Here is a 23,279-nt window from a genome sequence, read left to right on the forward strand (position 1 = left end):
CGTCATGCGAAAGATCGTCGTTACCCTAAATGCTAGACTAAGGGACGCCGCCATTTCTCAGAGTTGATGACGAAGTTTGGAGGCTTCAGCCAATCTCGAACGTTGGCGACGGCCGCTCGATACGAGCAGCGCAATCCCGGTCAGGAAGGAAACCTTCGAGAGCCTCGGCCTGCGAAGTCTCAGGTCGGGTCTTCGCGATGCAGGTCATGGATGGCGACGCCATCGACATTGGTCGGCAAGGTCAGCCACTTGCGATGACGCAAGGTGCGCTGGGTGTCTTCCAGGCCTGTCTCCCAGTGCTCACGCATCGAGGTGCCGGAGAATTCATAGTCCTTGGCGTGCCCCTCATAGCCTTTGTGCTGGTAGATCAGGTGCACGATGTTGACGATGCCGGCATCCGAATAGTCCGCGATCAGCGCTTCCTCCGCCGGCGTCAGCTGCTCCCTGGGCACGCGCTTCAGCGCATCGAGCAGGCGCATCTTCAGGCCATGGATGCGCTTGAAATTGTCCGTGTTCTGGCGCGTGCGGCTGGAATACATGATGTCCTTGTGGCGGGACAGCACGTCCGGCATGCTGCGCGGCAGCACGCCGCGGGCGCTGAACAGGTCGACCTGGAACACCAGGGAAGACCGGTCCTCTTCCTGATCGAGCAGATATTGCAGCGGCGTATTGGAAACGATGCCGCCGTCCCAATAGTACTCGCCCTCGATGCGGACGGACGGAAAGGCGGGCGGCAGCGCGCCGCTGGCCATGATGTGCTCGGGACCGATGCGCACCTTCTCGGTATCGAAATAGACGAAATTGCCGGTGCGGACATTGACCGCGCCGACGCTCAGCCGCTTCTTGCCGTCATTGAGGATATCGAAGTCGATCAGGCTCTCCAGCGTGTCCTTCAATTCGGCGGTGTCGTAGAAGCTGGTGGCGCCCTCGGCGCCCGGGTGCTCGAACCAGGGATTGGGATTACGCGGCTTGAAGAAGCCGGGCTGGCCCATGGTCATGGTCATCCATGACGAAGTGCGGTTGCGGATGTCGCGGTAGATGTCGCCTTCCGGCGTATAGGCCCAGATCTTGCGGCCGGAGATCGTCTGCCAGAACTGTTCGAGCCGCTGCAGGCGTCGGCTCTGTTCGTTGCCGGCAATGATCGAGGCATTGATGGCGCCGATCGAGACGCCGGACAGCCAGCTCGGCTCGCAGCCGGCATCGGCCAGCGCCTGGTAGACGCCGGCCTGATAGGCGCCAAGCGCGCCGCCACCCTGGAACACCAGGGCGATGCGGTCATACTGCGCCGAGATCTCCTCGATGGTGGCGGCGGCTTCCTTGTTTCGATTGCGTTCAAGCACGAATTTTCTCCGGCTGGGCTTTGCTGGTTGCGACCCGGTCGTGATCGGCAAGATAGTCGTGGACGACCTCGCCCAGCCCAAGTGTCAGATCGGCCTTGAAGTGGACGGCGGAGACGATGTCGAGCACCGGCAGCTTCGCCACGTCGGCCATGACATGGGGCCGCAGATCGAGTGCCGCGGGCGCCGTCCAGGCCTCCTTCAGGGTGATGTCCGTGAGGTAGTAGCGCACCAGCTCGCAAATGCGGGGCGTGCCGTCGACATGCGGGATGATCTTTATAAGGAAGTTTGGCGCGGCGAGTGCCGCGAGCACGGAATCGTGATCGGCTTCGCGGTGCTTGTAGCCCATCGTGCCCGTGGCGCACAGAACGCTGCCATAGTGCAGCGTGCCGACGATCACCTCGCCCTCATGGGCGATCTTCGGGTTGGCCAGTTTCTTCGGAAAACCCCAGAGCTCACGGCCGCCGGCGATCGGCGCGTCGTCGTCGAGATACATCGAATGGACATAGCCGCCATGCTGGCCCTTGTATTTCACCGGAATGACCTGGCCGGTCTCGGTGTAGTCGCCGAAGCCCGTGGAGTCAGGCATGCGGATGAATTCGTACTTGACCAGCGGCTCGTCGATTTCCAGCGGCGCCGGCACGACGGCCTCAAGCGCCTCGCGCGTCGTGCGATAGGTTATGATGATGTATTCGCGGTCGAAGAAACGGTAGGGCCCGGGCGGAAAAGACGGATTGGTCAGCGGCATCGCATAGGCGCGCTTCACGACATCGGCGATTTCCAAGCTGCCCCCCCAAGGTCCTGTCGGCGAATTTCGTTCAGGATGACCGCGCGAATGCGCTGCCGATTATGTTGCACGGCACCATGACAGTGCCGTGTCAGCCGGACGAGCATGTCTCGAGCCGGTCGAGAGCCGCGCCGAGGCTGTCGACCGGCTGTAATCGCATCGACACATGGCTCTGTCATTGTCATGCTGCGGCGCACAATTATATCCTCCTGTTCCCCTCCCACTTCTCGCGAGATCACCATGGGTTCCCTGTCTTCGAAGAATGCCCTCGTCACCGGCTCGACCAGCGGCATAGGCCTGGCCATCGCCCGCGCCTTTGCCGCCGAGGGCGCCAACGTCACCATCAACGGCCTCGGCGATGCCGCGGCAATAGAGCAGGAGCGCGCCGGCATCGAGAAGGATTTCGGCGTCAAGTGCCGCTATTCCGATGCCAACATGATGGACGGCGCCGCCGTCACGGCGATGGTTCGCGACGCCGAGGCGGCGTTCGGCGGCCTCGACATCCTGGTCAACAATGCCGGCATCCAGCATGTCGCGCCGATCGAGGAATTCCCCGACGACAAGTGGGAAGCGATCATTCGCATCAATCTCCTGGCGGCCTTCTACGCCATCAAGGCGGTGGTGCCGGGCATGAAGGCACGCAAATGGGGCCGCATCATCAACACGGCTTCCGCGCATGCACTCGTCGCCTCGCCGTTCAAGTCGGCCTATGTCTCGGCCAAGCACGGCATTGCAGGCCTGACCAAGACGGTTGCCCTGGAAGTCGCGCAGGACGGTATCACCGTCAACGCCATCGCGCCGGGCTATGTCTGGACGCCGCTGGTCGAGAAACAGATTCCCGACACGATGAAGGCGCGCGGCATGACCGAGGAACAGGTCAAGCATGATGTGCTGCTCGCCGCGCAGCCGACGAAGGAATTCGTCACCGTCGAGGAGCTTGCCGCGTTGGCACTGTTCCTGTGCTCGGATTCCGCCAGGCAGATCACCGGCACGACCTTGCCGATGGATGGCGGCTGGACGGCGCAGTAACGCATCGGTCGCAACATTTCCGTTTTTATCGACCGGTACCCAAAAGGCGGCTTCCTACCGCCGCGGGATATCCTGATCGCGGCCGCGGAGGATTGGGAGGTTTTGCGCAGCCATGGGCCGTGGGCGCGCCGCCACTGGCGTATCGCGAGGGTCAGGAGGCCTGTTCGAGCGGAGGAAGCTCAAGCAGCGCCTGGGCGGCCGCGACGTCGGTGATGAGAAGCTTGGCGTTGGTCGCCGCGATCCCGGCGCGGATGGCGTGGATCTTGCGCAGGCCGCCCGACGAGATGATCACCTTCGGCACCCTGCTGATGTCGGCGGGATTGATGGCCATGGCGCGATGGTTGACGGGATGGTCAAGCACATTGCCGTCGGCATCGACGAAATGGCAGAGCACATCGCCGACGGCGCCGGCATCCTTGAGGCTCTTGGCGTCCGACCAGTTGAGGATGCCGCGGCGGAAGATCGAAGCCTGGGTGCCTACATCGCCGACGCTGAGCAGCGCGATGTCGACGGCACGGGCCCGCTCATAGAGCTGTTTGAGATCGTCCTGTTTCCACAGTGCGTCGGCCAGTTCGCGGTCGGGCACAAAGACAGGCGCGGTGATCTGGTAGAGTTCCGTGCGGTAGAATTCGGCGAAGCGCCAGGCGACGGCCGAAGGATTATGCGCGGTCGCATGGGTCAGGCCGCCGAGCAGTGAAATGACGGTCATGTCGTCGACCTCGCGCCAGATCAGCGACCGCATGCAGACCTGCAGCGTGGCGCCCCAGCCAACCCCGATCGACAGTCCGTTGGTGACCTGTTCGGAAATGTAGCGTCCGGTCGCGTGGCCGACGACGGCCGCGACGCTCTCCTCGTCCTGGCTCGACGCGGGCACGACGATCGCCTCGGTCAGGCCGAGGTGCTTTTCCAGGTTCCGCTGCAGGCGGATCAGCGATTCGGCCTGCGAATTGATGGTGATCTGGACCGTACCGTCCTCACGCGTGGCCGCAAGCAGGCGCAGGGCCTTGATGCGGCTGATGTCGAGATGCTGGGCAACCTGTTCCTGGGTCAGGCCCTCGACATAATAGAGATAGGCGGCTCTCAGCTTGAGTTCGTCCTGGTCGGACTGGAATTTCGTCCGCCTCGGTCGCTTTTCCGAACCTGCCATGCCCACTTCCCTCAAGACGTATCCCCATTAGACGATTTGCCGGCGGAGGGAAATCACGCGGCCGCTCGCGCGCCGGCCGCCCGTCGAAATCCAGCAAGCGAAAAGCCTGCCCAAGTTCATCTTACGGAATTGTACAATAATTCTCAATATGGCATAAATGTACGAATTATGACGTCGCTCGGGCGCAGCCAGAAGGATATGATATGCGAATACTGCTCTCCAATGATGACGGAATCGACGCGCCCGGTCTGGCGATCCTGGAAAGGACGGCTGCGCTGCTGAGTGACGACATCTGGACCGTGGCGCCGAGCGGCAACCGTAGCGGCTTTGGCCATTCGATCACGCTGCGGCAGGCCTTTGCCGTTGAGCAGGTCGCGCCCCGACGCTATTCGTGCACCGGCACCCCGGCCGACTGCGTCATCGGGGCGATGCACTGGGTGTTCCGCGACGGCGCGAAACCCGATCTGGTGCTGTCGGGCATCAATGAGGGGCGCAACGTCGCCGAGGATGTCTCCTATTCCGGCACCATGGCGGTGGCGCGCGAGGCGGCGCTGTGCGGCATTGCCGGCGTGGCCTTCTCCATGCCACGCGACAGCCAGGCCTATGGCGATGACGAGGTCGCATGGCTGGCGGCGCGCATCGAAGGTTTTTGGAACACCCGCCAGGAATGGGCCCAGGAGGGACATTGGCTGAGTGTCAACCTGCCGCGCAATGTGCCGGCGCCGATGCGTTCGGCGCGCATCGGCCGCGACAAATGCGCGACGCGGGTGATCATCCATGCCGAGGATGGGCGCAGCGCCCGCATCGAGCCGCTGGCCGACCGCAACTACGCCACGACGCCGGGTGACGAAAACAGCCTGATCGATTCCGGCATTGCCTCGGTCACCTGCCTGAACTGGATGGGCCATGCCGTCGTGCCGGCGGGCGCCTTGTCGGAACTCGACGGGACCCTTGAACAGGCGGTCGCCTAGGACTTGATCCCGAAAAGATCGGACTAGAGCGTTTCACGGAAACGGCGAAACGCTCTATCTCTTTGTTTTTGAGGCAATTTCGAAGGGAAAGCGCTATGCGCCTTGCCCGGGAAAACCGCTCACACTTTTCCTGGAATTGCTCTAACCGGATTCGAACTGAAAAGGGCGCCCGGATCGCCGGCGCCCTTTTTTGTTCTCGATCGTGGCGCGATCAGTATTTCGGGTAGACCTCGAGCAGGCAGTCGTCGAGATAGCTGTTGACGAAGCCGGGGATGGTCACCGCGCGGGTTTCGATGCCGCCGTCGTCATGCAGCACGTGCTCGAGATAGCCGACCTCGCGGTTGCCACCCATTTCGGGCACCAGCTCCTCGCGGGTGGTGAAGGCGATGGACGAGCACCATTCGAGCCTCACACCATCGTGGCCGCGCGAGCGCTGCTGGTGCAGGTGCCCGCTGGCGATCATCTTGAGCTGCTTGTGCTCCATCAATTCGTGCAGGTTCTGTCGGCCGATCGGGTCGACTGTCCAGTAGGTCAGCTCGGTGCTTTCCGGGGTGTCGACATAGAGCGGCTGATGCGAGAACAGCGCCAGGTGCCGCTCACCAAGCGTCGCCAGCTGTTCGCCGATCCAGTCATATTGCTGCTGCTCGCCCTCCAGTCCCGAACCGACACGCAGCGAGTTGATGCCGAGCAGCCGCCAGTTGTCGCGGTCGATCGACCATCTGTCGGCGCCATAATAGCGCTCGTAACGGTGAAGCCTGGTCGGGCTGATGGCACTGCCCATGGCGGTTTCGGGTTGCGACAGGCGCGGATTGTCGCCGACATCGTGATTGCCGGGGATATAGCGGATGTCCTTGCCGGCGCGCTCCAGGAAGGAGCGGCAGAAGGGATAGTCTTCCTCGAAGCGTATGCCGTCGAGCGTGATGTCGCCGGTATGGATGATCAGGTCGTGATCGGCGGCCTTCAGCACATCGATCATGAGCTCGTTGTTCTCGTGAAACCGATGGGTTCGCGGCGAGAGGTGGGTGTCGGATATCTGCATAATTCGAATCGAGGCCATGGATCTCTCTTTGCCGGTGGGCGTGGTCTGATGCGTCGTCGCCTCAGAATTGTACAATTGTATTGACTTGAGAAAGATAGTTCAATATTCGATTTTAGCGATCAACGGATCGCCAGCCCGAGCGCGTCTTCGCCGCGCGGATTCCGGAGGGATCGGGCGGGAGGTTACCGGAACGGGGAGGCACCATGTCCGGCATCGAGATCAGGAACCTCAACAAGAGGTGGGCGACCTTTGACGCCGTGAAGGATGTCAGCTTCGAGGTGAAGCCCGGCACGCTGACGGTGCTGCTTGGGCCGTCCGGCTGCGGCAAGTCGACGACGCTGCGGCTGATTGCCGGCCTCGATGCGGTCACTTCGGGCCACATCTTCATCGGCGGCAAGGACGTCACCGTGCAGCCGCCGGCCAAACGCGGCTTGGCCATGGTGTTCCAGTCCTATGCGCTCTTCCCCCACCTCAGCGTTGCGGAAAACATCATATTCGGTCTCAAGGTGCGGCGGGTGCCGGCCGGGGAGCGGACGCGTCGCCTCAAGAAGGCAGCCGACATTCTCGGGCTGGGGGCGCTTCTTGACCGCAAGCCTTCCCAGCTTTCGGGCGGTCAGCAGCAGCGCGTCGCCCTCGGCCGGGCGATCGTGGCTGAGGCGTCGGTGTGCCTGATGGACGAGCCGCTGTCCAACCTCGACGCGCAGCTTCGCCACGAGATGCGCAAGGAAATACGCACCATCCAGCAGGCGTTGGGCATGACCATGGTCTACGTCACGCATGACCAGATCGAGGCGATGAGCCTTGCCGATCAGGTCATCCTCATGCGCGGCGGCCGTATCGAGCAGAAGGCGGAGCCGGCAGGGCTTTATCTGCGGCCCGCGACATCGTTCGCGGCAAGGTTCATCGGCACGCCGCCGATGAACCTCGTCTCGCTGGCCGATGGGCCGGCTGGCGCCATCATCAAGGGATCGGCGGGGCCGGCACTGGTCGAAGGCAAGGGCGATGGGCTGTCGCTCGGGCTGCGGCCGGAGGAGATCCGGATCGAGCCGGATGGCGTCGTGCCCGCCATCATCCGCGGCATCGAATATCACGGCGCCGACAGCATTCTGGAGTGCGCCGTCGGCGACCAGATTCTGCAGGTGCGCGTGGACGGCATCCGCCGGCAGTCCGTTGGCGACCAGGTGCGGCTGGGCTGGCTGCCCGACGCCATGCACGTCTTCGACGAGGCGGACGGCTACAGGGCCGAGCGCAAGGTGTTGGTCGGTCAGGCGGCCGGCGAGCGCGTGCTGCGCGCGGTGCCCTGACCTGCGGGGAACGGCCCACGGCCTCGAAGCAGGCCGATTGGCGACGACAACGAGAAAACATCACAAACCGGAGGAAACGATGTTTGCAAGAAGTGGCAAGTGGCTTGGCGCCGCGCTGTTGGGAGCAGGCCTGAGCCTCGGCGTGGCGCAGGCCGAGCCGGTGGAAATCAGTTTCTATTATCCCGTGGCCATCGGCGGTCCGGTGACCAAGATCGTCGACGACCTGATCACTCGGTTCGAGGCGGCCAATCCCGACATCAAGGTCAAGGCGATCTACTCCGGCACCTATTCCGAGACGATCAGCAAGTCGCTGACCGCGTTCAAGGCCGGCCAGCCGCCGGAACTGGCGGTCATGCTGTCGGCCGATCTCTTCACGCTGATCGACGAGGGCGCGATCGCGCCGATCGACGACCTGGTCAAGACCGACGACGACAAGGCCTGGCTCGCCGGATTTTCGCCGGTGTTCATGACCAACAGCAAGAGCGGGGACAAGACTTGGGGCATCCCGTTCCAGCGCGGTACGACCGTGTTCTTCTGGAACAAGGATGCCTTCAAGGCGGCCGGTCTCAACCCGGATGTCGGCCCGCAAAACTGGGAAGAAGTCGTCGACTTCGCCACCAAGCTGACCAAGCGCGACGCCAGCGGCAACGTCACGCAATGGGGCATGCAGGTGCCGTCGTCGCTGACCTCCTACTGGTTGCTGCAGGGCTATGTGGCCCAGAATGGCGGCACGATCGCCGATGTTTCGGGCGACAAGACCTATTTCGATTCTCCCGAGGTCGTCGAAGGACTGCAATACTGGACGGACCTGGCGCTCAAGCACAAGGTAATGAAGCCCGGCGTGATCGAGTGGGCGACCAATCCGAAGGACTTCTTCGAGGGCCGTGCCGCCATGATCACCACGACCAGCGGCAACCTGACCAATGTCAAGACCAACGCGCCGTTCCCGTTCGGCGTGCAGATGCTGCCGGAGCACAAGAAGCGCGGCGCGCCGACCAGCGGCGGCAACATATTCATCTTCAACGGCACGGCGCCCGAGAAGCAGCAGGCGGCCTTCCAGTTCGCGAAATGGCTGACCTCGGCCGATCAGGCCGCCGAATGGAGCATCAAGACCGGCTACATCGCGCCGCGCGACGATGCCTGGAACACGCCGGCGATGCAGGCCTATGTCAAGGAATTCCCGGGTGCCGCCGTCCCGCACGACCAGATCCCCTACATGGTGCCGGAGCTTTCGACGCACGAGAACCAGCGTGTCGCCCGCGTCATCGATGACGGCATCGAGGCCGCGTTGACCGGTACCAAGACGCCGGCACAGGCGATGAGCGATGCGCAGCAGGAAGCCGACCGCATCCTGAAGCAGTATCGCTGACCGATACGAAGGGCGGTGGGTCGAAGCCACAGTGACAGGAAAGGGTGTCTCGTGACACAGGGGCGAAATCAGATCACCGCGTGGCTGCTGCTGTTGCCGGCCGTCGTGCTGCTGGCGGCGTTCACCCATGTCCCGGCGGTGATGACGCTGGTCAACAGCTTCTACAACACGCCGCGCGGCGTACGCCCGGCAAAGTTCGTCGGGCTCGGCCACTACAGCGACATGCTGAGCGACCCGGTGTTCCTGGCCGCGCTGAAGAACAACGCCATCTATGCCATCGGCACGGTGCCGGTGGCGATCGGCCTCGCCATGCTGATGGCGCTGATCGTCAACTCGTCCATCCGCGGCAAGGCCCTGCTGCGCATGTCGTTCTTCCTGCCCACCATCCTGCCGATGATCGCGGTGGCCAACATCTGGCTGTTCTTCTACACGCCTGGCTACGGCCTCATCGACCGCTTCCTTGGCCTGTTCGGCTTTGCCGAGCGAAACTGGCTGGGTGATGGCTCGACGGCGCTGGGCAGCCTCATGGTGCTGGCGGTCTGGAAGGAGGCTGGCTTCTTCATGATCTTCTACCTGGCGGCGCTGCAGCAGATCAGCCCGTCGCTGTCGGAGGCCGCGGCTCTCGAGGGCGCCGGGCGCTGGTACTTCTTTCGCCGCGTCACCTTCCCGCTGCTGATGCCGACGACTTTGTTCGTGCTGATCAATGCCATCATCAATTCGTTCCGGCTGATCGACCACGTCATCGTCATGACCCGTGGCGGCCCCGACAATGCCAGCACGCTGCTGCTCTACTACATCTACCAGACGGCGTTCCGCTTCTGGGATACCGGCTATGCCGCCGCGCTGACCATGGTGCTTTTGGCACTGCTCGCGGCGCTCGCCTTCGTGCAGTTCGGCATTCTCGACCGGAGGGTCCACTACAAATGACCGTCACCGCTCTCCCCCAGCCGGTCCAGTCGCGCGAGCAGGGTTTCTGGCACGCCATCGAGGTGATCGGCTGCTATCTGCTCGGCGCGCTGTGGATCCTGCCGCTGCTCTATGCGGTGTGGATGGCGTTCCATCCCGCGGGATACGAAGTGCGCTTCGACGTCACGGCGCCCCTGACATTAGGCAATTTCATCCAGGCCTGGAACGCGGCTCCGTTCGCGCGCTATTTCCTCAACACCTTCGTGCTGATCACGGTCATCCTGGCCTCGCAATTCGTCATCTGCACGCTCGCCGCCTATGCCTTCGCCCGCTACGATTTCCGCGGCAAGACGCTGGTGTTCATGCTGGTGCTGATCCAGCTGATGATCATGCCCGAGGTGCTGCTGGTCGAGAATTACCGCACCATGGTCAAGCTAGGCCTCGTCGATACGGTGCTGGCGATGGGCCTGCCCTACATGGCCTCGGCCTTCGGCATCTTTCTTCTGCGTCAAGCCTTCCTGACCGTGCCCAAGGAACTCGACGACGCCGCACGCGTCGAAGGGGCCGGGCCGCTTGGCATACTGCTCAAGGTCTACGTTCCGCTGTCGCGCCCGATCTATGTCGCCTATGGGCTGGTCTCGGTCAGCTACCACTGGAACAATCTCCTGTGGCCGCTGGTGATCACCAATTCGGTCTCGACCCGGCCGCTGACGGTCGGCCTGCAGGTCTTCGCCTCGCCTGACCAGGGCGTACAGTGGAGCATCATCTCGGCAGCCGCGTTGATGACCTCGGCGCCGCTGCTGATCGGCTTCCTGCTGTTCCAGCGCCAGTTCGTGCAGAGTTTCATGCGGGCCGGCATCAAGTAGCCGCCTCTTGCCGGAACATCGCGGCGTCCGCCGCGCAGCTTTGCGGTTCGATGGCTGTTCGGCATCCCGGACAGCCTGCCGTAACGCGCGGCATCCGGCTTTTGCCACCGGCCATTCCGTGCCTGCCGGACGCCTCCGGAAGGGCACGAAAGTGCGGTAATTTTGGACATTAGTCTTGACAGAAATACAGATGTTCAATACCCGTCAAGCACTTGAACAAGCCTGCAATGTGGGAGGAATAAGCGGTATGGCTTCCAATATTTCGTTGACGGGCCTTGCCCGCGATCTCGATGAGCGTGGCAAGTCGGGCAAGCCCATCCGCATCGGCCTGATCGGCTCCGGCGAGATGGGAACCGACATCGTCACCCGCGTCGCCCATATGTCCGGCATCGAGATCGGCGCGATCTCGGAGCTGAACCTGCCGGCCGCCAGCAGGGCGGTGGATATCGCCTTCCAGGAAACCGGCCATGCGCGCGAAGTGTCGAACGCTTCGGCGATGACGGCTGCCATGGAAGCCGGCAAGGTGGCGGTCACCAACGACGCCAACCTGGTCATCAACAACGATCTCATCGACGTGGTCATCGACGCGACCGGCGTTCCCGCCGTCGGTGCCGAGATCGGCTTGCGCGCCATGGAGCATGGCAAGCATCTGGTGATGATGAATGTCGAGGCCGACGTCACCATCGGCGCCTATCTGAAGAGCGAGGCCGATCGGCTCGGTGTCACCTATTCGCTGGGCGCCGGTGACGAGCCGTCCTCATGCATGGAACTGATCGAGTTCGTTTCGGCCATGGGCCATCCGATCGTCGCCGCCGGCAAGGGCAAGAACAACCCGCTCAACATCGACGCCACACCGCCCGCCTACGAGGAAGAGGCCAAGCGCCGGCACATGAATGTGCGTATGCTGGTCGAGTTCGTCGATGGTTCCAAGACCATGGTCGAGATGGCGGCGATCGCCAATGCAACCGGCCTGGTGCCGGACAAGGCCGGCATGCATGGCCCCGCGGCGACACTCGGCGAGCTCTCGAAAGTCCTGGTGCCTGAAAAGGACGGTGGCGTGCTGTCCAAGGTCGGCGTCGTCGACTACTCGATCGGCAAGGGCGTGGCGCCCGGCGTCTTCGTCGTCGCCGACATGTCGCATCCGCGCATTTCGGAGCGCATGGAAGACCTGAAGATGGGCAAGGGCCCGTATTTCACCTTCCATCGCCCCTATCACCTGACCTCGCTCGAAGTGCCGCTGACCTGCGCCCGCGTCGTCCTCTACGGCAAGGCCGACATGGTGCCGCTGGCAAAGCCGGTGGCTGAAGTTGCCGCGGTCGCCAAGAAGGACATGCAGCCGGGCGAGAAGCTCGATGCGATCGGCGAATATTGCTACCGCGCCTGGATCATGACGGCGCCGGAAGCGCATGCGGCGCGAGCCATTCCCTGCGGCTTGCTGCAGGGCGGCTCGGTGACGGCGCCGATCAAGAAGGGCGAGCTCATCACCTATGCCAACGCGGCTCCCGCGCCGGGCTCCAAGATCGCGGAGCTGCGCGCTCGCCAGGACAAACTCGTCTACGGAACCGTGGGAGCCTGATCATGGCCACAGCCAGCAAAGCCGTCGCGGACAGCCGCGCCAACCTGCCTTTCGTCTATCGCCAGTACAGCGCCGAGCAGCTCAAGCAGGTGCTCTACAAGATGTACCTCATCCGCCGCTTCGAAGAGGGCGCGGAGGAAAGCTACATGCGCGGCCTGATCCACGGCACCATGCATCTGTCGATCGGCCAGGAAGCCAGTGCCATGGGCATCTGCATGCCGCTTGGCGAGGATGACCAGATCACCTCGACGCATCGCGGCCATGGCCACTGCATCGCCAAGGGTGCGGAGGTGAAGCGCATGTTCGCCGAGTTCTTCGGCAAAACCACCGGCTACTGCAAGGGCCGTGGCGGTTCGATGCACATCGCCGATGTCGCCAAGGGCAATCTCGGTGCCAACGGCATCGTCGGCGGCGGCATTCCGATCGCGGTCGGTGCCGCGCTCTCCTCCAAGATGATGAAGACCGGCAAGGTCGTCGTCTCCTTCTTCGGCGACGGCGCCAACAATGAGGGCGCCTTCCACGAAGCGCTGAACATGGCGGCCGTCTGGAAGCTGCCTGTCATCTTCGTCTGCGAGAACAACGGCTACGGCATGTCCACATCGACGGCCCGTTCGACCGCGGTGAAGAACATCGCCGATCGTGCCGCCGCCTATTCGATGCCCGGCGTCATCGTCAACGGCAACATCTTCTCCGAAGTCGCCGAGGCTTCGTACAAGGCCATCGAGCGGGCGCGCGCGGGTGAGGGGCCGACGCTCATCGAATCCAAGACCTACCGCCATCGCGGCCATTCCAAGAGCGACCGCAATCGCTATCGCACCAAGGAAGAGATCGAGGACTGGATGTCGAACCGCGACCCGATCACGCTGTTCGAGAACGAACTGCGGGAATTCGGCTTCATCGACGACAAGGGCATCGAGGCCATTCGCGACGCCGTGGCGCAGGAGATCGCCGACGGCATCGAGTTCGCCAAGGCGAGCCCTTCGCCGGATGTGAGCGAGACTGGAAATTACGTGTATACGGAGCAGGCGTGATGGACGCGATGGTGCGTGAACTGAGCTACGCCCAGGCGATCCAGGAAGCCATGGCGATCGCCATGGACATGGACGAACGCGTCTTCCTGATGGGTGAGGATATCGGCGTCTATGGCGGCGCCTTCCAGGTGACCGGCGACCTGGTCGACCGTTACGGCGCCGACCGGGTGATGGACACGCCGATCTCGGAGCTGGGCGGCGCGGGCGTCGCTGTCGGCGCCGCCGTCACCGGCATGCGGCCGATCTTCGAATTCCAGTTCTCCGATTTCGCCACGCTGGCCATGGAGCAGATCGTCAACCAGGCGGCCAAGATGCGCTTCATGCTGGGCGGCGAGGTTTCCGTTCCCGTGGTGATGCGCTTTCCGGCCGGCTCCGGCACGGGTGCCGCCGCGCAGCACAGCCAGAGCCTGGAGGCCTGGCTCGGCCATGTGCCGGGCCTGAAGGTCATTCAGCCGGCGACGCCCTATGATGCCAAGGGCATGCTTTTGGCCGCCGTCGCCGACCCCGATCCGGTGATGATCTTCGAGCACAAGCTGCTCTACAAGGTGAAGGGCCCGGTGCCGGAAGGCTACTACACGGTGCCGATCGGCAAGGCCGACATCCGCCGCGAAGGCCGGGATCTCACCATCGTCGCAACCTCGATCATGGTGCAGAAGGCGCTCGACGCCGCCGCCTCGCTGGAAGCCGAGGGCATCGATGTCGAAGTCGTCGATCTCCGGACCATCCGGCCGATGGACAAGCAGACCGTCATCGACAGCGTCAAGAAGACGTCGCGGCTGATGTGCGTCTACGAAGCGGTCAAGACATTGGGCATCGGCGCCGAAGTAAGCGCCATGATCGCCGAGAGCGAGGCGTTCGACTATCTCGACGCACCGATCGTGCGGCTGGGCGGCGCCGAGACGCCGATCCCCTACAATCCGGAGCTCGAAAAGGCCACCGTGCCGCAGGTTCCCGACATCATCACCGCCGCGCGCGACCTCGTGAAAGGGGTTCGCTGAGACATGCCGACAGAAGTCATTCTTCCCAAGGTCGACATGGACATGGCGACCGGACAGATCTCGCGCTGGTTCGCCACCGAAGGCCAGCAGGTCAAGAAGGGCGACGTGCTGTTCGAGATCGAGACCGACAAGGCGGCGATGGAGATCGACGCGCCGGCCAGCGGCGTGCTGCGCGACGTGACTGGCAAGGAAGGCGTCGACATTCCGGTCGGCGCGCCGGTCGCCTGGATCTATGCCGATGGCGAGGCTTATGGGGCCAAGCAAGACACGGCGCCAATCCCCCCCCTTGTGGGGGAGATGTCGACCAAGTCGACAGAGGGGGGCGCTGTCCCGCCAACGTCGCATTCTGTCACGCCCCCCTCTGCCTTGCCGGGCATCTCCCCCTCTGGGGGGGAGATCGGCCAATCGCCGTCGGGCGCACGCGCGACACCGCTTGCTCGTCGTCTGGCGCGTGAGGCGGGCCTTGCCCTTGCCAGCATCACCGGCACCGGTCCTTACGGCCGCGTGGTCAAGGCGGATATTGACGCGGCGATTGCCAAGGGCGGTGCCAAAGAGGCCCCAGCATTGGCTCCTGAAGCTCCCGCCGCCGCTGCTGCTTCCGCTCCTGCCGTGAAGGCGATGTCGGACGACCAGGTGCTGAAGCTGTTCGAGGAAGGCTCCTACGAGCTGGTCCCGCACGACAATATGCGCAAGACCATCGCGCGCCGCCTCGTCGAGGCCAAGACCACCATTCCGCATTTCTACCTGACGCTCGACTGCGAACTCGACGCGCTGCTGGCGCTGCGCACGCAGATCAATGCCGCCGCACCGATAAAGAAGACCGACAAGGGCGAGGCGCCCGCCTACAAGCTGTCGGTCAACGACATGGTCATCAAGGCGATGGCCATGGCGCTGAAGGCGGTGCCGGATGCCAATGCCTCATGGACCGAAGGCGCCATGGTCAAGCACAAGCATGCCGATGTCGGCGTCGCCGTCTCGATCCCCGGTGGGCTGATCACGCCGATCATCCGGCATGCCGACGAGAAGTCGCTGTCCACCATCTCCAACGAGATGAAGGATCTGGCGAGCCGTGCACGCAGCCGCAAGCTGAAGCCGGAAGAGTACCAGGGCGGCACCACGGCGGTGTCGAACCTCGGCATGTTCGGCATCAAGGACTTCGCCGCCGTCATCAACCCGCCGCATGCGACGATCCTGGCGGTCGGGGCCGGCGAGGAGCGGGCCGTGGTCAGGAACGGCGAGATCAAAATAGCCACCGTGATGTCGGTGACGCTGTCGACGGACCATCGTGCCGTCGACGGGGCACTTGGCGCCGAACTGCTGGTCGCCTTCAAGCGGCTGATCGAGAATCCGATGGGGCTGTTGGTATAGGGCGTGTTGACAATCGAGTGAGGCCGGCCTGCAAAGCCGGCTCACATTCAGAAACGACTTGTCAGGCGTCGACCCTTGACCCATCTTCCCCAGCGGATCGCGTTCAAGGGAGGCAAGCATGCCTGCATTCGACCCGTCTGACGTCAAAACCCTGTTCGGCAAGGTCATGAGTGCCTCGCCGTCCGATATCAAGCTTGTGGCGCAGCGCCTGCACGATCACGCTTTCGAGCCGCGCATGTCGGCGGACGAGACGAGGCAGCTTGTCGCCAGCCTTGGTTATGACAGCCTGGACGCGTTCTGCGCCGATATCGGCCTGCCCGTCCATATTGCGGAGCGCTGGAGCCGTTTCGGCGTTTCCGGCGAGATGAAGCAGGTGTTCACGCTGCTGGCGGCCCAGCGCAGGCGGGTTGCCGAGGCGATCGCCGAATTCGAATCCATGACGCATGTCGGCGTCGAGGATTTCTTGCGCGAGCGCGGACTTATCTAGCTCGAACCGACGGTCAGAGCGAAAGCTGTCTTAGCCGCCCTTGGCCAGCAGCGCCGTGGCCGTTTCGCTGTCGGTGATCAGCACGTTGGTGCTGACGGCTTTCAGCGCGGCCAGGATCGCGGCCACCTTGCGTTTTCCGCCAGCGGCCAGCACGACATTCGGCACCTGGCCGACCATTTCGAGATCGATGGCCATGACGCGCCCGTTGACTTCGTGATCGACCAGCCTGCCGGCGGCATCGACGAAGTAGCACAGCATATTGGCGACCGCGCCTTTCGCCTTCAATGGCGCGATCAGCGATGACGGCACGATGCCATGGCGGAAGATGGTGGCGTCCGGCGACATGTCGCCGACGGTGAGCAGAGCAATGTCGGCGGCCGCGGCGCGGCGGCGCACGTCCTGCAGGGTCGGCTGTGCCCACAGGAGATCGCGAAGCGAAGGATTGTCCACCATCACCGGCGCGGTGATCTGGTAGCTGTCGACCTCGAAGACATCTGCGACCTTGGCCGCGACGATCGACGGGTTGATCCATTGCGAATGCGGCAGGCTGCCGACAAGTGCCACCACCGAAGCGCGCTTCAGCTGCCGGCGGGCGAGGAAACCCAGGCTGGCATGGAGCGTCGCGCCGCCGCCGATCGCCAGCGTCATGCCGTCCCGCATCTGCTCGCCGAGATAGGCCGCCACCGCATGGCCGATCGCCTTCTCCAGATGCTCGTGCGCCGAGGGTGTCGGGATGACGACAGCGGCGTTGAGGCCCCAGCGTTTTTCCAGCTGCCGCTCGAGCGCCACCTGCTCGGCGGTGGGCGCGTTTATCATGGTGACGACGATGCCTTCCGCGGTGCAGGCGGCCAACGTGCGCATGACCTTCACCCGGGAGACATCGAGCTTCTCGGCGATCTGCTCCTGCGTGAAGCCCTCGACATAATAGAGCCAGGCCGTCTTGACGTTGAGGTCCGACGAGACCATCGGCAGGCGAGCCGGTCTGGGTTTTTCGGCGGGCATCGGTTCTGGTCCCTCATGAGCCATGATCTGGCGGCGTTGCCCTCATCGGAGGAACGCCGGCCGGATGTCAACTGGATGCCGGCTTGCGGCATTCCGATTGTCGCACATCTCTGTTCATTTGTAATTGACATTGTACATATGAACATATTTTGTGGGTTCCACGCGCTGTGTCATCCACCAGTCATATGCGCCGTGCAGGGAGGAAGAGACGGGGAGCCGGCCAAGGGCCGGACCGGTCATGCACAGACAAGACAGGAGGTTTCATGAAGACGCTATTCATCAAGTTGCTGGCCAGCCAGCTGGCGCTCGCCGCAACTTTGTTTGCCGGCGTGGCAAGCGCCGAAACACTGACGCTCTATACATCGCAGCCGGAAGCCGACGCGGCCAAGACCGTGGATGCCTTCAAGAAGGCGCAACCCGGCATCGACGTGACCATCTATCGTTCCGGAACCAGCGACATCCTGACCAAGATGGCGGCCGAGTTCGCCGCCGGAAGCCCGCAGGCCGACGTGCTGTTGATCGCCGACGCGGTCTCAATGGAGCTGCTGAAGAAAGACGACAGGCTGATGGCCTATCCCGAGGCCAAGCTCGACGGCATCGAGGCCGACGCCTATGACGCCGACAAGACCTATTTCGGCAGCAAGCTGATCACCACCGGGATTGTCTACAACACCGCTGCCGCGGAAAAGCCGGAGCATTGGGCCGACCTTGCCAAGCCGGCCTATGCCGATGGGTTGGTCATGCCGAGCCCGCTCTATTCGGGAGCGGCCGCCTATCTGCTCTCGGGTTTCGCCGGGGATACGAACTATGGCTGGGATTTCTTCCAGAAGCTCAAGACCAACAACACCGTCAGCGTGCGCGGCAATGGCGCGGTGCTGAAGTCTGTGGCATCGGGCGAGAAGCCCTATGGCATCCTCGTCGACTTCATGGCGATGAACGCCAAGAAGAAGGGGTCGCCGGTCGAGTTCGTGTTCCCCTCGGAAGGCGTTCCGGCGGTGACCGAGCCGGTGGCCATCATGAAGACAGCCAAGAACGTCGACGGCGCCAAGAAATTCGTCGACTTCATTCTGTCGGACGAAGGCCAGAAGCTGGCGCTGTCCATGGGCTATCTGCCGGCACGCGCCTCGGTCGGCCGCCCCGACTGGCTGCCGGAAGGCGTCAATGTCAAGCTGATGCCGTTCGACACCAAGGCAATCGTCGCCAAGACCGACGCCGATAAGGCGAAGTTCCAGGAACTGTTCGGCGGCTGAGCCGGCAATCACGGGGGATGCCGGTCAGACGGCATTCCCCGCGTCGGCGGATCGATCCCAGGAAGCACAATCATGTCAACACGCGTCAGGGAAAGCCGGGGGCAGGAAATGGCCCTGACGGCGGCGGTGGCGGTCGTCATCGTGCTGCTTTCGCTGCTGCCCATGCTGCGCCTCGTCAAGGAGATCGTGGCACCCGGCGGAACCCTGTCGACCGTGGCCGTGCAGGCTGGGCTGAGAAGCCCGGCGACCTGGATCGCGACATGGCACACACTGGTCGTCGGCATCGGCGGGACATTGCTTGCCGTGCTGTCGGGAACGCTGGTTGCGGTCCTGGTCTCGCTGACCGACATACGCGGCCGCGGCGCTTTGGTGCTTTGCTACGTCATGCCGCTGATGATTGCGCCGCAGGTGACGGCGCTGGCCTGGCTGCAACTGTTCGGCCCGGCAAGCCCGTTCCTCAAGCTGTTCGGCGCCGCACCGCCACTGGGCACGAAGAATCCGCTCTATTCGACCTCGGGCATCATCCTGCTGCTTGGCGTGCAATACGGCCCGCTGGTCTTCCTGCTGGTGCGGGCCGGCCTGCGCAAGCTGCCGCGCGAACTGGTCGAGGCCGCACGCGCCGGTGGCGCCGGCTGGTTCACCGTGCTTGTCACCATCGTGCTGCCTTTGATGACGCCGTCGATCATGGCGGCCGCGGCGCTGGCCTTCGTCTCCTGCGTCGGCAATTTCGGGATTCCGGCCTTTCTCGGCATTCCCGCCAACTATCTTGTGCTGCCGACGCTCATCTATCAGAAGCTGGCAGGCGGCGGTCCGGCGGTGCTCGGCGAAACCGCGTTCCTCTCGGTGCTGATCGGGGTCATCGCCATGGCCGGCATCCTTGCCCAGGAGGTGATGAGCCGCCGCCGCGACTACCGCATTTCCTCGACGTCGCTGCCGGCTGAGCCCTACGAACTCGGCCGCTGGCGGCCCGCCGTCCAGGCCGGCATGTGGCTGCTGATCGTGCTGGTACTGTTGCTGCCGCTGTTCGGGCTGGTGCTGACCTCGCTGGTGCCGGGCTATGGCATCGCATTGACCGCCAAGACGGCGACGCTCGACAATTACCGTTTCGTGCTGTTCGAGCACGATGCCGCAAAGCGCGCCTTCTTCAACAGTTTCTGGCTGTCGATCGCGGCGGCTTTCTTCGCGGTCATCGTGGCCGTGCCTGTCGGCTATCTCATCGCCTGGGGCAAGCAACGCTGGGTGCGGCTGCTCAACCTGTCGGTCGAACTGCCCTATGCCTTGCCCGGCGTGGTGCTGGCGATCGCCTCGCTGCTGCTGTTCCTGCGGCCGATCCCGTTCACCGGCATCCAGCTCTACAACACGGTCTGGATCATCCTCTATGCTTATCTCGCCCGCTTCCTGGTGCTGGCGCTGCGGCCGACCATCAGCGGCTATCACCAGATCGACAGGGCGCTGGAAGAGGCCGCGCAAGTGGCCGGCGCCGGCCTGTTCACGCGCATGCGTACCATTGTCTTTCCGCTGGTCGCCCCGGCGGCGATCGCAGGCGGCCTGTTGATCTTCATGACGGCGCTCAGCGAACTTACCGTCTCGGCACTGCTGTGGTCCTCAGGCTCCGAGACGATCGGCGTGGTGATGTTTTCCTTCGAGCAGGGCGGCGATTCCAACTATGCGGCGGCGATGTCGGTCATCACGGTCGCGGTCACCTTCGTGCTCATGCTGGTGACCAATCTGCTTGCCCCTCATCTTCCGAGCGGAGTTCTGCCATGGCGCGATTGACCCTAGACAATGTGACCAAGAGCTTCGCAGATTTCGACGCGGTGAAGGATGTCTCGATCGACGTTGCCGACGGCGAGTTCCTCGCTGTGCTCGGGCCCTCCGGCTGCGGCAAGACTACTTTGCTGCGGCTCGTCGCCGGCTTCGAGAAGGTGACATCGGGCGAAATCCGCATCGGCAGCGAGGTCGTGTCGGCCAAGGATGGCAGCGTCGCGCCGGAGAAGCGGCGCGTCGGCATTGTCTTCCAGAATTATGCGCTGTGGCCGCACATGACGGTTGCCGAAAACATCGGCTATTCGCTGAAGGTGGCGAAGCTCGACAAGGCGGTTGCGCGCCAGAAGGTCGAGGACGCGCTCGCCTTGGTCAATCTGCAGGGGCAGGGCGAGCGCCGGCCGGCCAATCTCTCCGGCGGCCAGCGCCAGCGCGTGGCATTGGCGCGATGCCTTGTCGCCGCGCCCTCGCTGGTGCTGTTCGACGAGCCGCTCGCCAATCTCGACGTGCATCTCAGAGCCTCGATGGAGGACGAGTTCGCAGCCTTCCACAAGCGCACCGGCACAACCATCGTCTACATCACCCATGATCAGGCCGAGGCAATGGCGCTGGCCGATCGCATCGCGGTGATGGATCACGGCAGGCTGGCGCAGCTGGCGACGCCACGCGAGCTCTATCATGAGCCGGCAAATGAAATGGTGGCATCCTTCATCTCGCAAGGCATATTGCTGCCGGCGGATGTCCTGACGGGCGAAGAAGGCGGCCATTGCAAGGTCAAGGTTCTCGGAGCCGAGCTGGTGGTCCGCTGCCGCCCCGGCGAGCGACCGCGTGCGGGCGCCAGGATCTGCTGCCGGTCCGCGGATCTCGATGTCTCGCAGGATGGTCCGGGCTTCGATGGCCTCGTCAAGCGGGTGATCTATCAGGGCGGCGCGGCGCGCGTCGAATTCATGCCTGCCGCCGGCCCTGGGCTTACCTTGCATTTCGAGCAGCCCGACCCGGTCACGCTCGAGAGCGGGGCCCAGGCGCGGCTGCGGATAAGGTCCGGATGGCTCATCCCGGCGGAGGCGGCATCGTGATGATGCTGGACCTGCTTGGCGGCTTTGGGGAGAAGGGCCGCACCAGCCTCGCTGTCAGCAGTGGCGACGACCGCATCCTGCTCGATGTCGGCATCAAGGTTGGCGCTTCCGGGGCGGAGTATTATCCGGCGCTCAGCGGATCGGTCGGCGATATCGATGCGCTTTTTGTCTCGCACGCCCACGAGGATCATGTCGGCGCGCTAAGCTGGCTGTTGTCGCGCGGCTATGCCGGCCCGGTCTTCATGACGGCCGAAACGCGCGACGAGGCGCCGGCCACGCTCGCCGCCTATGCCGAGCCGGAGGATCTCGGGCGCTTTCCGTTCCCGCTCGATCGTGTCGAAATCTTCGAACCCGGCGACACGTTGAAAAGTGGCAAACTCACGATCCGGACCGGGCGGTCGGGACATGTCGTGGGCGGCGTCTGGTTCGCTGTCGACAACGGGAAAAGCCGCGTCGCCTATTCGGGCGATGTGGTGCCGGATAGCCATGTATTCGTTATGGACACGATCCCGCATTGCGATCTTCTGGTCTTCGATGCCTCCTACGGCGCCGATCCCGTATCTGGGGCGGCGCGGGCGCGGGAAATTTCCGAATGGGTGGCAAGGCATCCGCAGGGGTGCCTCCTGCCGACGCCTTTGTCGGGGCGGTCGCTGGAATTGATCGCCGCGCTGCCGGGCCCGTTTGCCATCCATGCCGGCATGCGTTCCTCCCTGGAAGGGCAGATTGGCGCCACGGCGGCCTTGTTGCCTGGGGTTTCCGAACGCCTGCATGCCCGGCTAGCAAGTGCCGCCGACTGGACTGATGCCGATCCCTTGCCTTCGCTGCCGTTGCTGGCCGATGACGGCATGGGCGAGGCCGGGCCGTCGTCGCGCCTGTTGCCGCGCGCAGATCAGGCTGGGTTCCCTGTGCTGCTCACCGGGCATCTGCCGGCTGGTTCTCGGGGTGATCTCCTGTACAGAGCCGGCAGGGCCGACTGGGTGCGCATGCCGACCCATCCGACGCTGTCGGGAAATGTCGCGATCTGGGAGAGGGCGGGAGAGCCTGAAGCGCTCGGTCATTCCTGTACCACCGATCTTCTCGCCGACCTCAAGAGCCACATCCCGTCACTGCGCGCGCAATGCCGCACAGGCCAGCGCATCATGGTGCCGCAAGGAAGCAAATAATGAGAATCCTGATCTGCAATGACGACGGCATCGAGGCGCCGGGCCTTGCCCGCCTCGCCAACGCCGCCGGCGGGTTGAGCGACGATGTGTGGGTGGTCGCGCCCGACGGCAAGCGCACCGCCGCCGGTTCGTCGCTGACCATCGCCAGGCCGTTGACGATGCGGCGCGTCAAGCCGAACTGGTATTCCTGCTCCGGCACGCCGGCCGATTGCGTGGTGAGCGCGATGACGTGGCTGTTCGCCGACGCCAGGAAGCCGGATCTGGTGCTGTCGGGCGTCAATGACGGCCGCAACGTGGCCGAGGACCTCGCCTATTCCGGCACGCTTGGCATTGCCCGGGAGGCAACCTTCTGGGGGGTGTCGGCGATCGGCTTCTCGCGGGTGAAAAACCCCGATTTCACTGACGGCGACGACCGGTGGCTTGGCGCGCTGATCGCTTCATTGTGGCAGTCGCGTGCCGATTGGGCGACAGAGGGCCATTGGCTCAGCATCAACCTGCCGACCGCCTTGCCGGCTGAAATCCGCCAGCCGCGCATTGGCCGCGACAAGATCGGCCGCACCGCCGAAATCGTGGAAAGCGACGGCGATCGCACGGTCATCACGGTTCCGCGCGGGCGCGCCCATGCCAGTGAGCCGGGCGACGAGAACGAGGCGATCGATGCCGGCTTCGTCAGCATCAACCGGTTGAACTGGTTTGGCGAAACGCGGCTGGATGAGCGGTTTCTGGATGGGATTCCGGGCTGATCTTCTGCGTTCGATCGTCGAGATCACCAAGCTGTCAGCGGCCAAATTGCGCTAATCTGGTGCTTA

General features: G+C 63.8%; 21 protein-coding genes. 16 read left to right on the forward strand and 5 right to left on the reverse strand.

What is annotated here, in order from left to right:
• Window positions 1–179: 179 nt before the first annotated feature.
• Both AC07SZ_RS14250 and AC07SZ_RS14255 read right to left on the reverse strand, forming a co-directional pair.
• Entirely contained in the window at window positions 180–1,340 is a 1,161-nt protein-coding gene (locus AC07SZ_RS14250; RefSeq protein WP_494914734.1) for a patatin-like phospholipase family protein, read from the reverse strand.
• A complete protein-coding gene (locus AC07SZ_RS14255) occupies window positions 1,333–2,121 on the reverse strand; it encodes an acetoacetate decarboxylase (protein WP_065005520.1) in 789 nt (262 codons plus the stop codon). The genes AC07SZ_RS14250 and AC07SZ_RS14255 overlap by 8 nt, the downstream gene beginning before the upstream one ends.
• 243 nt (window positions 2,122–2,364) lie before the next feature.
• On the opposite strand from AC07SZ_RS14255, the gene AC07SZ_RS14260 reads away from it, so the two are divergent.
• Entirely contained in the window at window positions 2,365–3,153 is a 789-nt protein-coding gene (locus AC07SZ_RS14260) for a 3-hydroxybutyrate dehydrogenase (RefSeq protein WP_056575916.1), read from the forward strand.
• A gap of 151 nt (window positions 3,154–3,304) precedes the next feature.
• Here the strand turns inward: AC07SZ_RS14260 and AC07SZ_RS14265 are convergent, their stop codons facing one another.
• Window positions 3,305–4,300, reverse strand: a complete 996-nt coding sequence (locus AC07SZ_RS14265) for a sugar-binding transcriptional regulator (RefSeq protein ID WP_056575918.1) — start codon at window positions 4,298–4,300, stop codon at window positions 3,305–3,307.
• A gap of 203 nt (window positions 4,301–4,503) precedes the next feature.
• On the opposite strand from AC07SZ_RS14265, the gene AC07SZ_RS14270 reads away from it, so the two are divergent.
• The gene (locus AC07SZ_RS14270; protein ID WP_056575920.1) at window positions 4,504–5,271 is read left to right on the forward strand and encodes a 5'/3'-nucleotidase SurE; all 768 of its coding nucleotides are present in this window, start codon (window positions 4,504–4,506) and stop codon (window positions 5,269–5,271) included.
• Between the two features lie 211 nt (window positions 5,272–5,482).
• On the opposite strand, the gene AC07SZ_RS14275 is transcribed toward AC07SZ_RS14270, so the two are convergent.
• On the reverse strand, window positions 5,483–6,328 hold the full coding sequence (locus AC07SZ_RS14275) for a metallophosphoesterase family protein (protein WP_056576543.1): 846 nt from the start codon (window positions 6,326–6,328) through the stop codon (window positions 5,483–5,485).
• Between the two features lie 185 nt (window positions 6,329–6,513).
• On the opposite strand from AC07SZ_RS14275, the gene AC07SZ_RS14280 reads away from it, so the two are divergent.
• The 9 genes from AC07SZ_RS14280 (at window position 6,514) to AC07SZ_RS14320 (ending at window position 16,215) form a co-directional block, all read left to right on the forward strand.
• On the forward strand, window positions 6,514–7,614 hold the full coding sequence (locus AC07SZ_RS14280) for an ABC transporter ATP-binding protein (protein ID WP_494914737.1): 1,101 nt from the start codon (window positions 6,514–6,516) through the stop codon (window positions 7,612–7,614).
• A 79-nt stretch (window positions 7,615–7,693) separates the two neighbouring features.
• Window positions 7,694–8,983: an ABC transporter substrate-binding protein gene (locus tag AC07SZ_RS14285; protein WP_056575923.1), complete on the forward strand. Its 1,290-nt coding sequence runs from the start codon at window positions 7,694–7,696 to the stop codon at window positions 8,981–8,983.
• A 51-nt stretch (window positions 8,984–9,034) separates the two neighbouring features.
• On the forward strand, window positions 9,035–9,910 hold the full coding sequence (locus AC07SZ_RS14290) for a carbohydrate ABC transporter permease (RefSeq protein WP_056575925.1): 876 nt from the start codon (window positions 9,035–9,037) through the stop codon (window positions 9,908–9,910).
• Complete coding sequence (locus AC07SZ_RS14295) at window positions 9,907–10,755, forward strand: carbohydrate ABC transporter permease (protein WP_494914738.1); 849 nt, start codon at window positions 9,907–9,909, stop codon at window positions 10,753–10,755. Before AC07SZ_RS14290 ends, AC07SZ_RS14295 begins: the two co-directional genes overlap by 4 nt.
• A 247-nt stretch (window positions 10,756–11,002) precedes the next feature.
• The gene (locus tag AC07SZ_RS14300) at window positions 11,003–12,331 is read left to right on the forward strand and encodes an NAD(P)H-dependent oxidoreductase (protein WP_056575929.1); all 1,329 of its coding nucleotides are present in this window, start codon (window positions 11,003–11,005) and stop codon (window positions 12,329–12,331) included.
• Window positions 12,332–12,333: 2 nt separating this feature from the next.
• Complete coding sequence (locus AC07SZ_RS14305) at window positions 12,334–13,362, forward strand: thiamine pyrophosphate-dependent dehydrogenase E1 component subunit alpha (protein ID WP_081295028.1); 1,029 nt, start codon at window positions 12,334–12,336, stop codon at window positions 13,360–13,362.
• Complete coding sequence (locus AC07SZ_RS14310) at window positions 13,362–14,360, forward strand: alpha-ketoacid dehydrogenase subunit beta (RefSeq protein ID WP_494914740.1); 999 nt, start codon at window positions 13,362–13,364, stop codon at window positions 14,358–14,360. Before AC07SZ_RS14305 ends, AC07SZ_RS14310 begins: the two co-directional genes overlap by 1 nt.
• A 3-nt stretch (window positions 14,361–14,363) precedes the next feature.
• Window positions 14,364–15,728: a pyruvate dehydrogenase complex dihydrolipoamide acetyltransferase gene (locus AC07SZ_RS14315; protein ID WP_494914741.1), complete on the forward strand. Its 1,365-nt coding sequence runs from the start codon at window positions 14,364–14,366 to the stop codon at window positions 15,726–15,728.
• A 118-nt stretch (window positions 15,729–15,846) separates the two neighbouring features.
• The gene (locus AC07SZ_RS14320; RefSeq protein ID WP_494914743.1) at window positions 15,847–16,215 is read left to right on the forward strand and encodes a hypothetical protein; all 369 of its coding nucleotides are present in this window, start codon (window positions 15,847–15,849) and stop codon (window positions 16,213–16,215) included.
• Window positions 16,216–16,245: 30 nt separating this feature from the next.
• Here AC07SZ_RS14320 and AC07SZ_RS14325 read toward each other — a convergent pair whose 3' ends face one another.
• Complete coding sequence (locus tag AC07SZ_RS14325; RefSeq protein WP_056575935.1) at window positions 16,246–17,217, reverse strand: sugar-binding transcriptional regulator; 972 nt, start codon at window positions 17,215–17,217, stop codon at window positions 16,246–16,248.
• Between the two features lie 263 nt (window positions 17,218–17,480).
• Between AC07SZ_RS14325 and AC07SZ_RS14330 the strand changes: the two genes are divergently transcribed.
• The 5 genes from AC07SZ_RS14330 (at window position 17,481) to AC07SZ_RS14350 (ending at window position 23,213) form a co-directional block, all read left to right on the forward strand.
• Window positions 17,481–18,467, forward strand: coding sequence for an ABC transporter substrate-binding protein (locus AC07SZ_RS14330; RefSeq protein WP_494914745.1), 987 nt, complete (start codon window positions 17,481–17,483; stop codon window positions 18,465–18,467).
• 72 nt (window positions 18,468–18,539) lie between these two features.
• A complete protein-coding gene (locus AC07SZ_RS14335; RefSeq protein WP_494914747.1) occupies window positions 18,540–20,243 on the forward strand; it encodes an ABC transporter permease in 1,704 nt (567 codons plus the stop codon).
• Window positions 20,231–21,307 (forward strand): ABC transporter ATP-binding protein, encoded by a 1,077-nt coding sequence (locus tag AC07SZ_RS14340; RefSeq protein ID WP_494914748.1) that lies wholly within the window; start codon window positions 20,231–20,233, stop codon window positions 21,305–21,307. Before AC07SZ_RS14335 ends, AC07SZ_RS14340 begins: the two co-directional genes overlap by 13 nt.
• Complete coding sequence (locus AC07SZ_RS14345) at window positions 21,307–22,470, forward strand: MBL fold metallo-hydrolase (protein WP_494915174.1); 1,164 nt, start codon at window positions 21,307–21,309, stop codon at window positions 22,468–22,470. Before AC07SZ_RS14340 ends, AC07SZ_RS14345 begins: the two co-directional genes overlap by 1 nt.
• Window positions 22,470–23,213 (forward strand): 5'/3'-nucleotidase SurE, encoded by a 744-nt coding sequence (locus AC07SZ_RS14350; RefSeq protein WP_056575942.1) that lies wholly within the window; start codon window positions 22,470–22,472, stop codon window positions 23,211–23,213. Before AC07SZ_RS14345 ends, AC07SZ_RS14350 begins: the two co-directional genes overlap by 1 nt.
• The last annotated feature ends 66 nt before the right edge of the window (window positions 23,214–23,279 follow it).

It is taken from the genome of Mesorhizobium sp. GW821-FHT07A06 (genome assembly GCF_059419085.1).

Excerpts from the sequence above, each read along its gene's own strand:
- AC07SZ_RS14350 (WP_056575942.1), top strand. The coding sequence starts at position 22,470 with ATGAGAATCCTGATCTGCAATGACGACGGCATCGAGGCGCCGGGCCTT.
- AC07SZ_RS14275 (WP_056576543.1), bottom strand. The coding sequence starts at position 6,328 with ATGGCCTCGATTCGAATTATGCAGATATCCGACACCCACCTCTCGCCG.
- AC07SZ_RS14345 (WP_494915174.1), top strand. The coding sequence starts at position 21,307 with ATGATGCTGGACCTGCTTGGCGGCTTTGGGGAGAAGGGCCGCACCAGC.
- AC07SZ_RS14265 (WP_056575918.1), bottom strand. The coding sequence starts at position 4,300 with ATGGCAGGTTCGGAAAAGCGACCGAGGCGGACGAAATTCCAGTCCGAC.
- AC07SZ_RS14320 (WP_494914743.1), top strand. The coding sequence starts at position 15,847 with ATGCCTGCATTCGACCCGTCTGACGTCAAAACCCTGTTCGGCAAGGTC.
- AC07SZ_RS14330 (WP_494914745.1), top strand. The coding sequence starts at position 17,481 with ATGAAGACGCTATTCATCAAGTTGCTGGCCAGCCAGCTGGCGCTCGCC.
- AC07SZ_RS14300 (WP_056575929.1), top strand. The coding sequence starts at position 11,003 with ATGGCTTCCAATATTTCGTTGACGGGCCTTGCCCGCGATCTCGATGAG.
- AC07SZ_RS14315 (WP_494914741.1), top strand. The coding sequence starts at position 14,364 with ATGCCGACAGAAGTCATTCTTCCCAAGGTCGACATGGACATGGCGACC.
- AC07SZ_RS14280 (WP_494914737.1), top strand. The coding sequence starts at position 6,514 with ATGTCCGGCATCGAGATCAGGAACCTCAACAAGAGGTGGGCGACCTTT.
- AC07SZ_RS14305 (WP_081295028.1), top strand. The coding sequence starts at position 12,334 with ATGGCCACAGCCAGCAAAGCCGTCGCGGACAGCCGCGCCAACCTGCCT.
- AC07SZ_RS14310 (WP_494914740.1), top strand. The coding sequence starts at position 13,362 with ATGGACGCGATGGTGCGTGAACTGAGCTACGCCCAGGCGATCCAGGAA.
- AC07SZ_RS14325 (WP_056575935.1), bottom strand. The coding sequence starts at position 17,217 with ATGCCCGCCGAAAAACCCAGACCGGCTCGCCTGCCGATGGTCTCGTCG.
- AC07SZ_RS14340 (WP_494914748.1), top strand. The coding sequence starts at position 20,231 with ATGGCGCGATTGACCCTAGACAATGTGACCAAGAGCTTCGCAGATTTC.
- AC07SZ_RS14270 (WP_056575920.1), top strand. The coding sequence starts at position 4,504 with ATGCGAATACTGCTCTCCAATGATGACGGAATCGACGCGCCCGGTCTG.
- AC07SZ_RS14295 (WP_494914738.1), top strand. The coding sequence starts at position 9,907 with ATGACCGTCACCGCTCTCCCCCAGCCGGTCCAGTCGCGCGAGCAGGGT.
- AC07SZ_RS14335 (WP_494914747.1), top strand. The coding sequence starts at position 18,540 with ATGTCAACACGCGTCAGGGAAAGCCGGGGGCAGGAAATGGCCCTGACG.
- AC07SZ_RS14285 (WP_056575923.1), top strand. The coding sequence starts at position 7,694 with ATGTTTGCAAGAAGTGGCAAGTGGCTTGGCGCCGCGCTGTTGGGAGCA.
- AC07SZ_RS14260 (WP_056575916.1), top strand. The coding sequence starts at position 2,365 with ATGGGTTCCCTGTCTTCGAAGAATGCCCTCGTCACCGGCTCGACCAGC.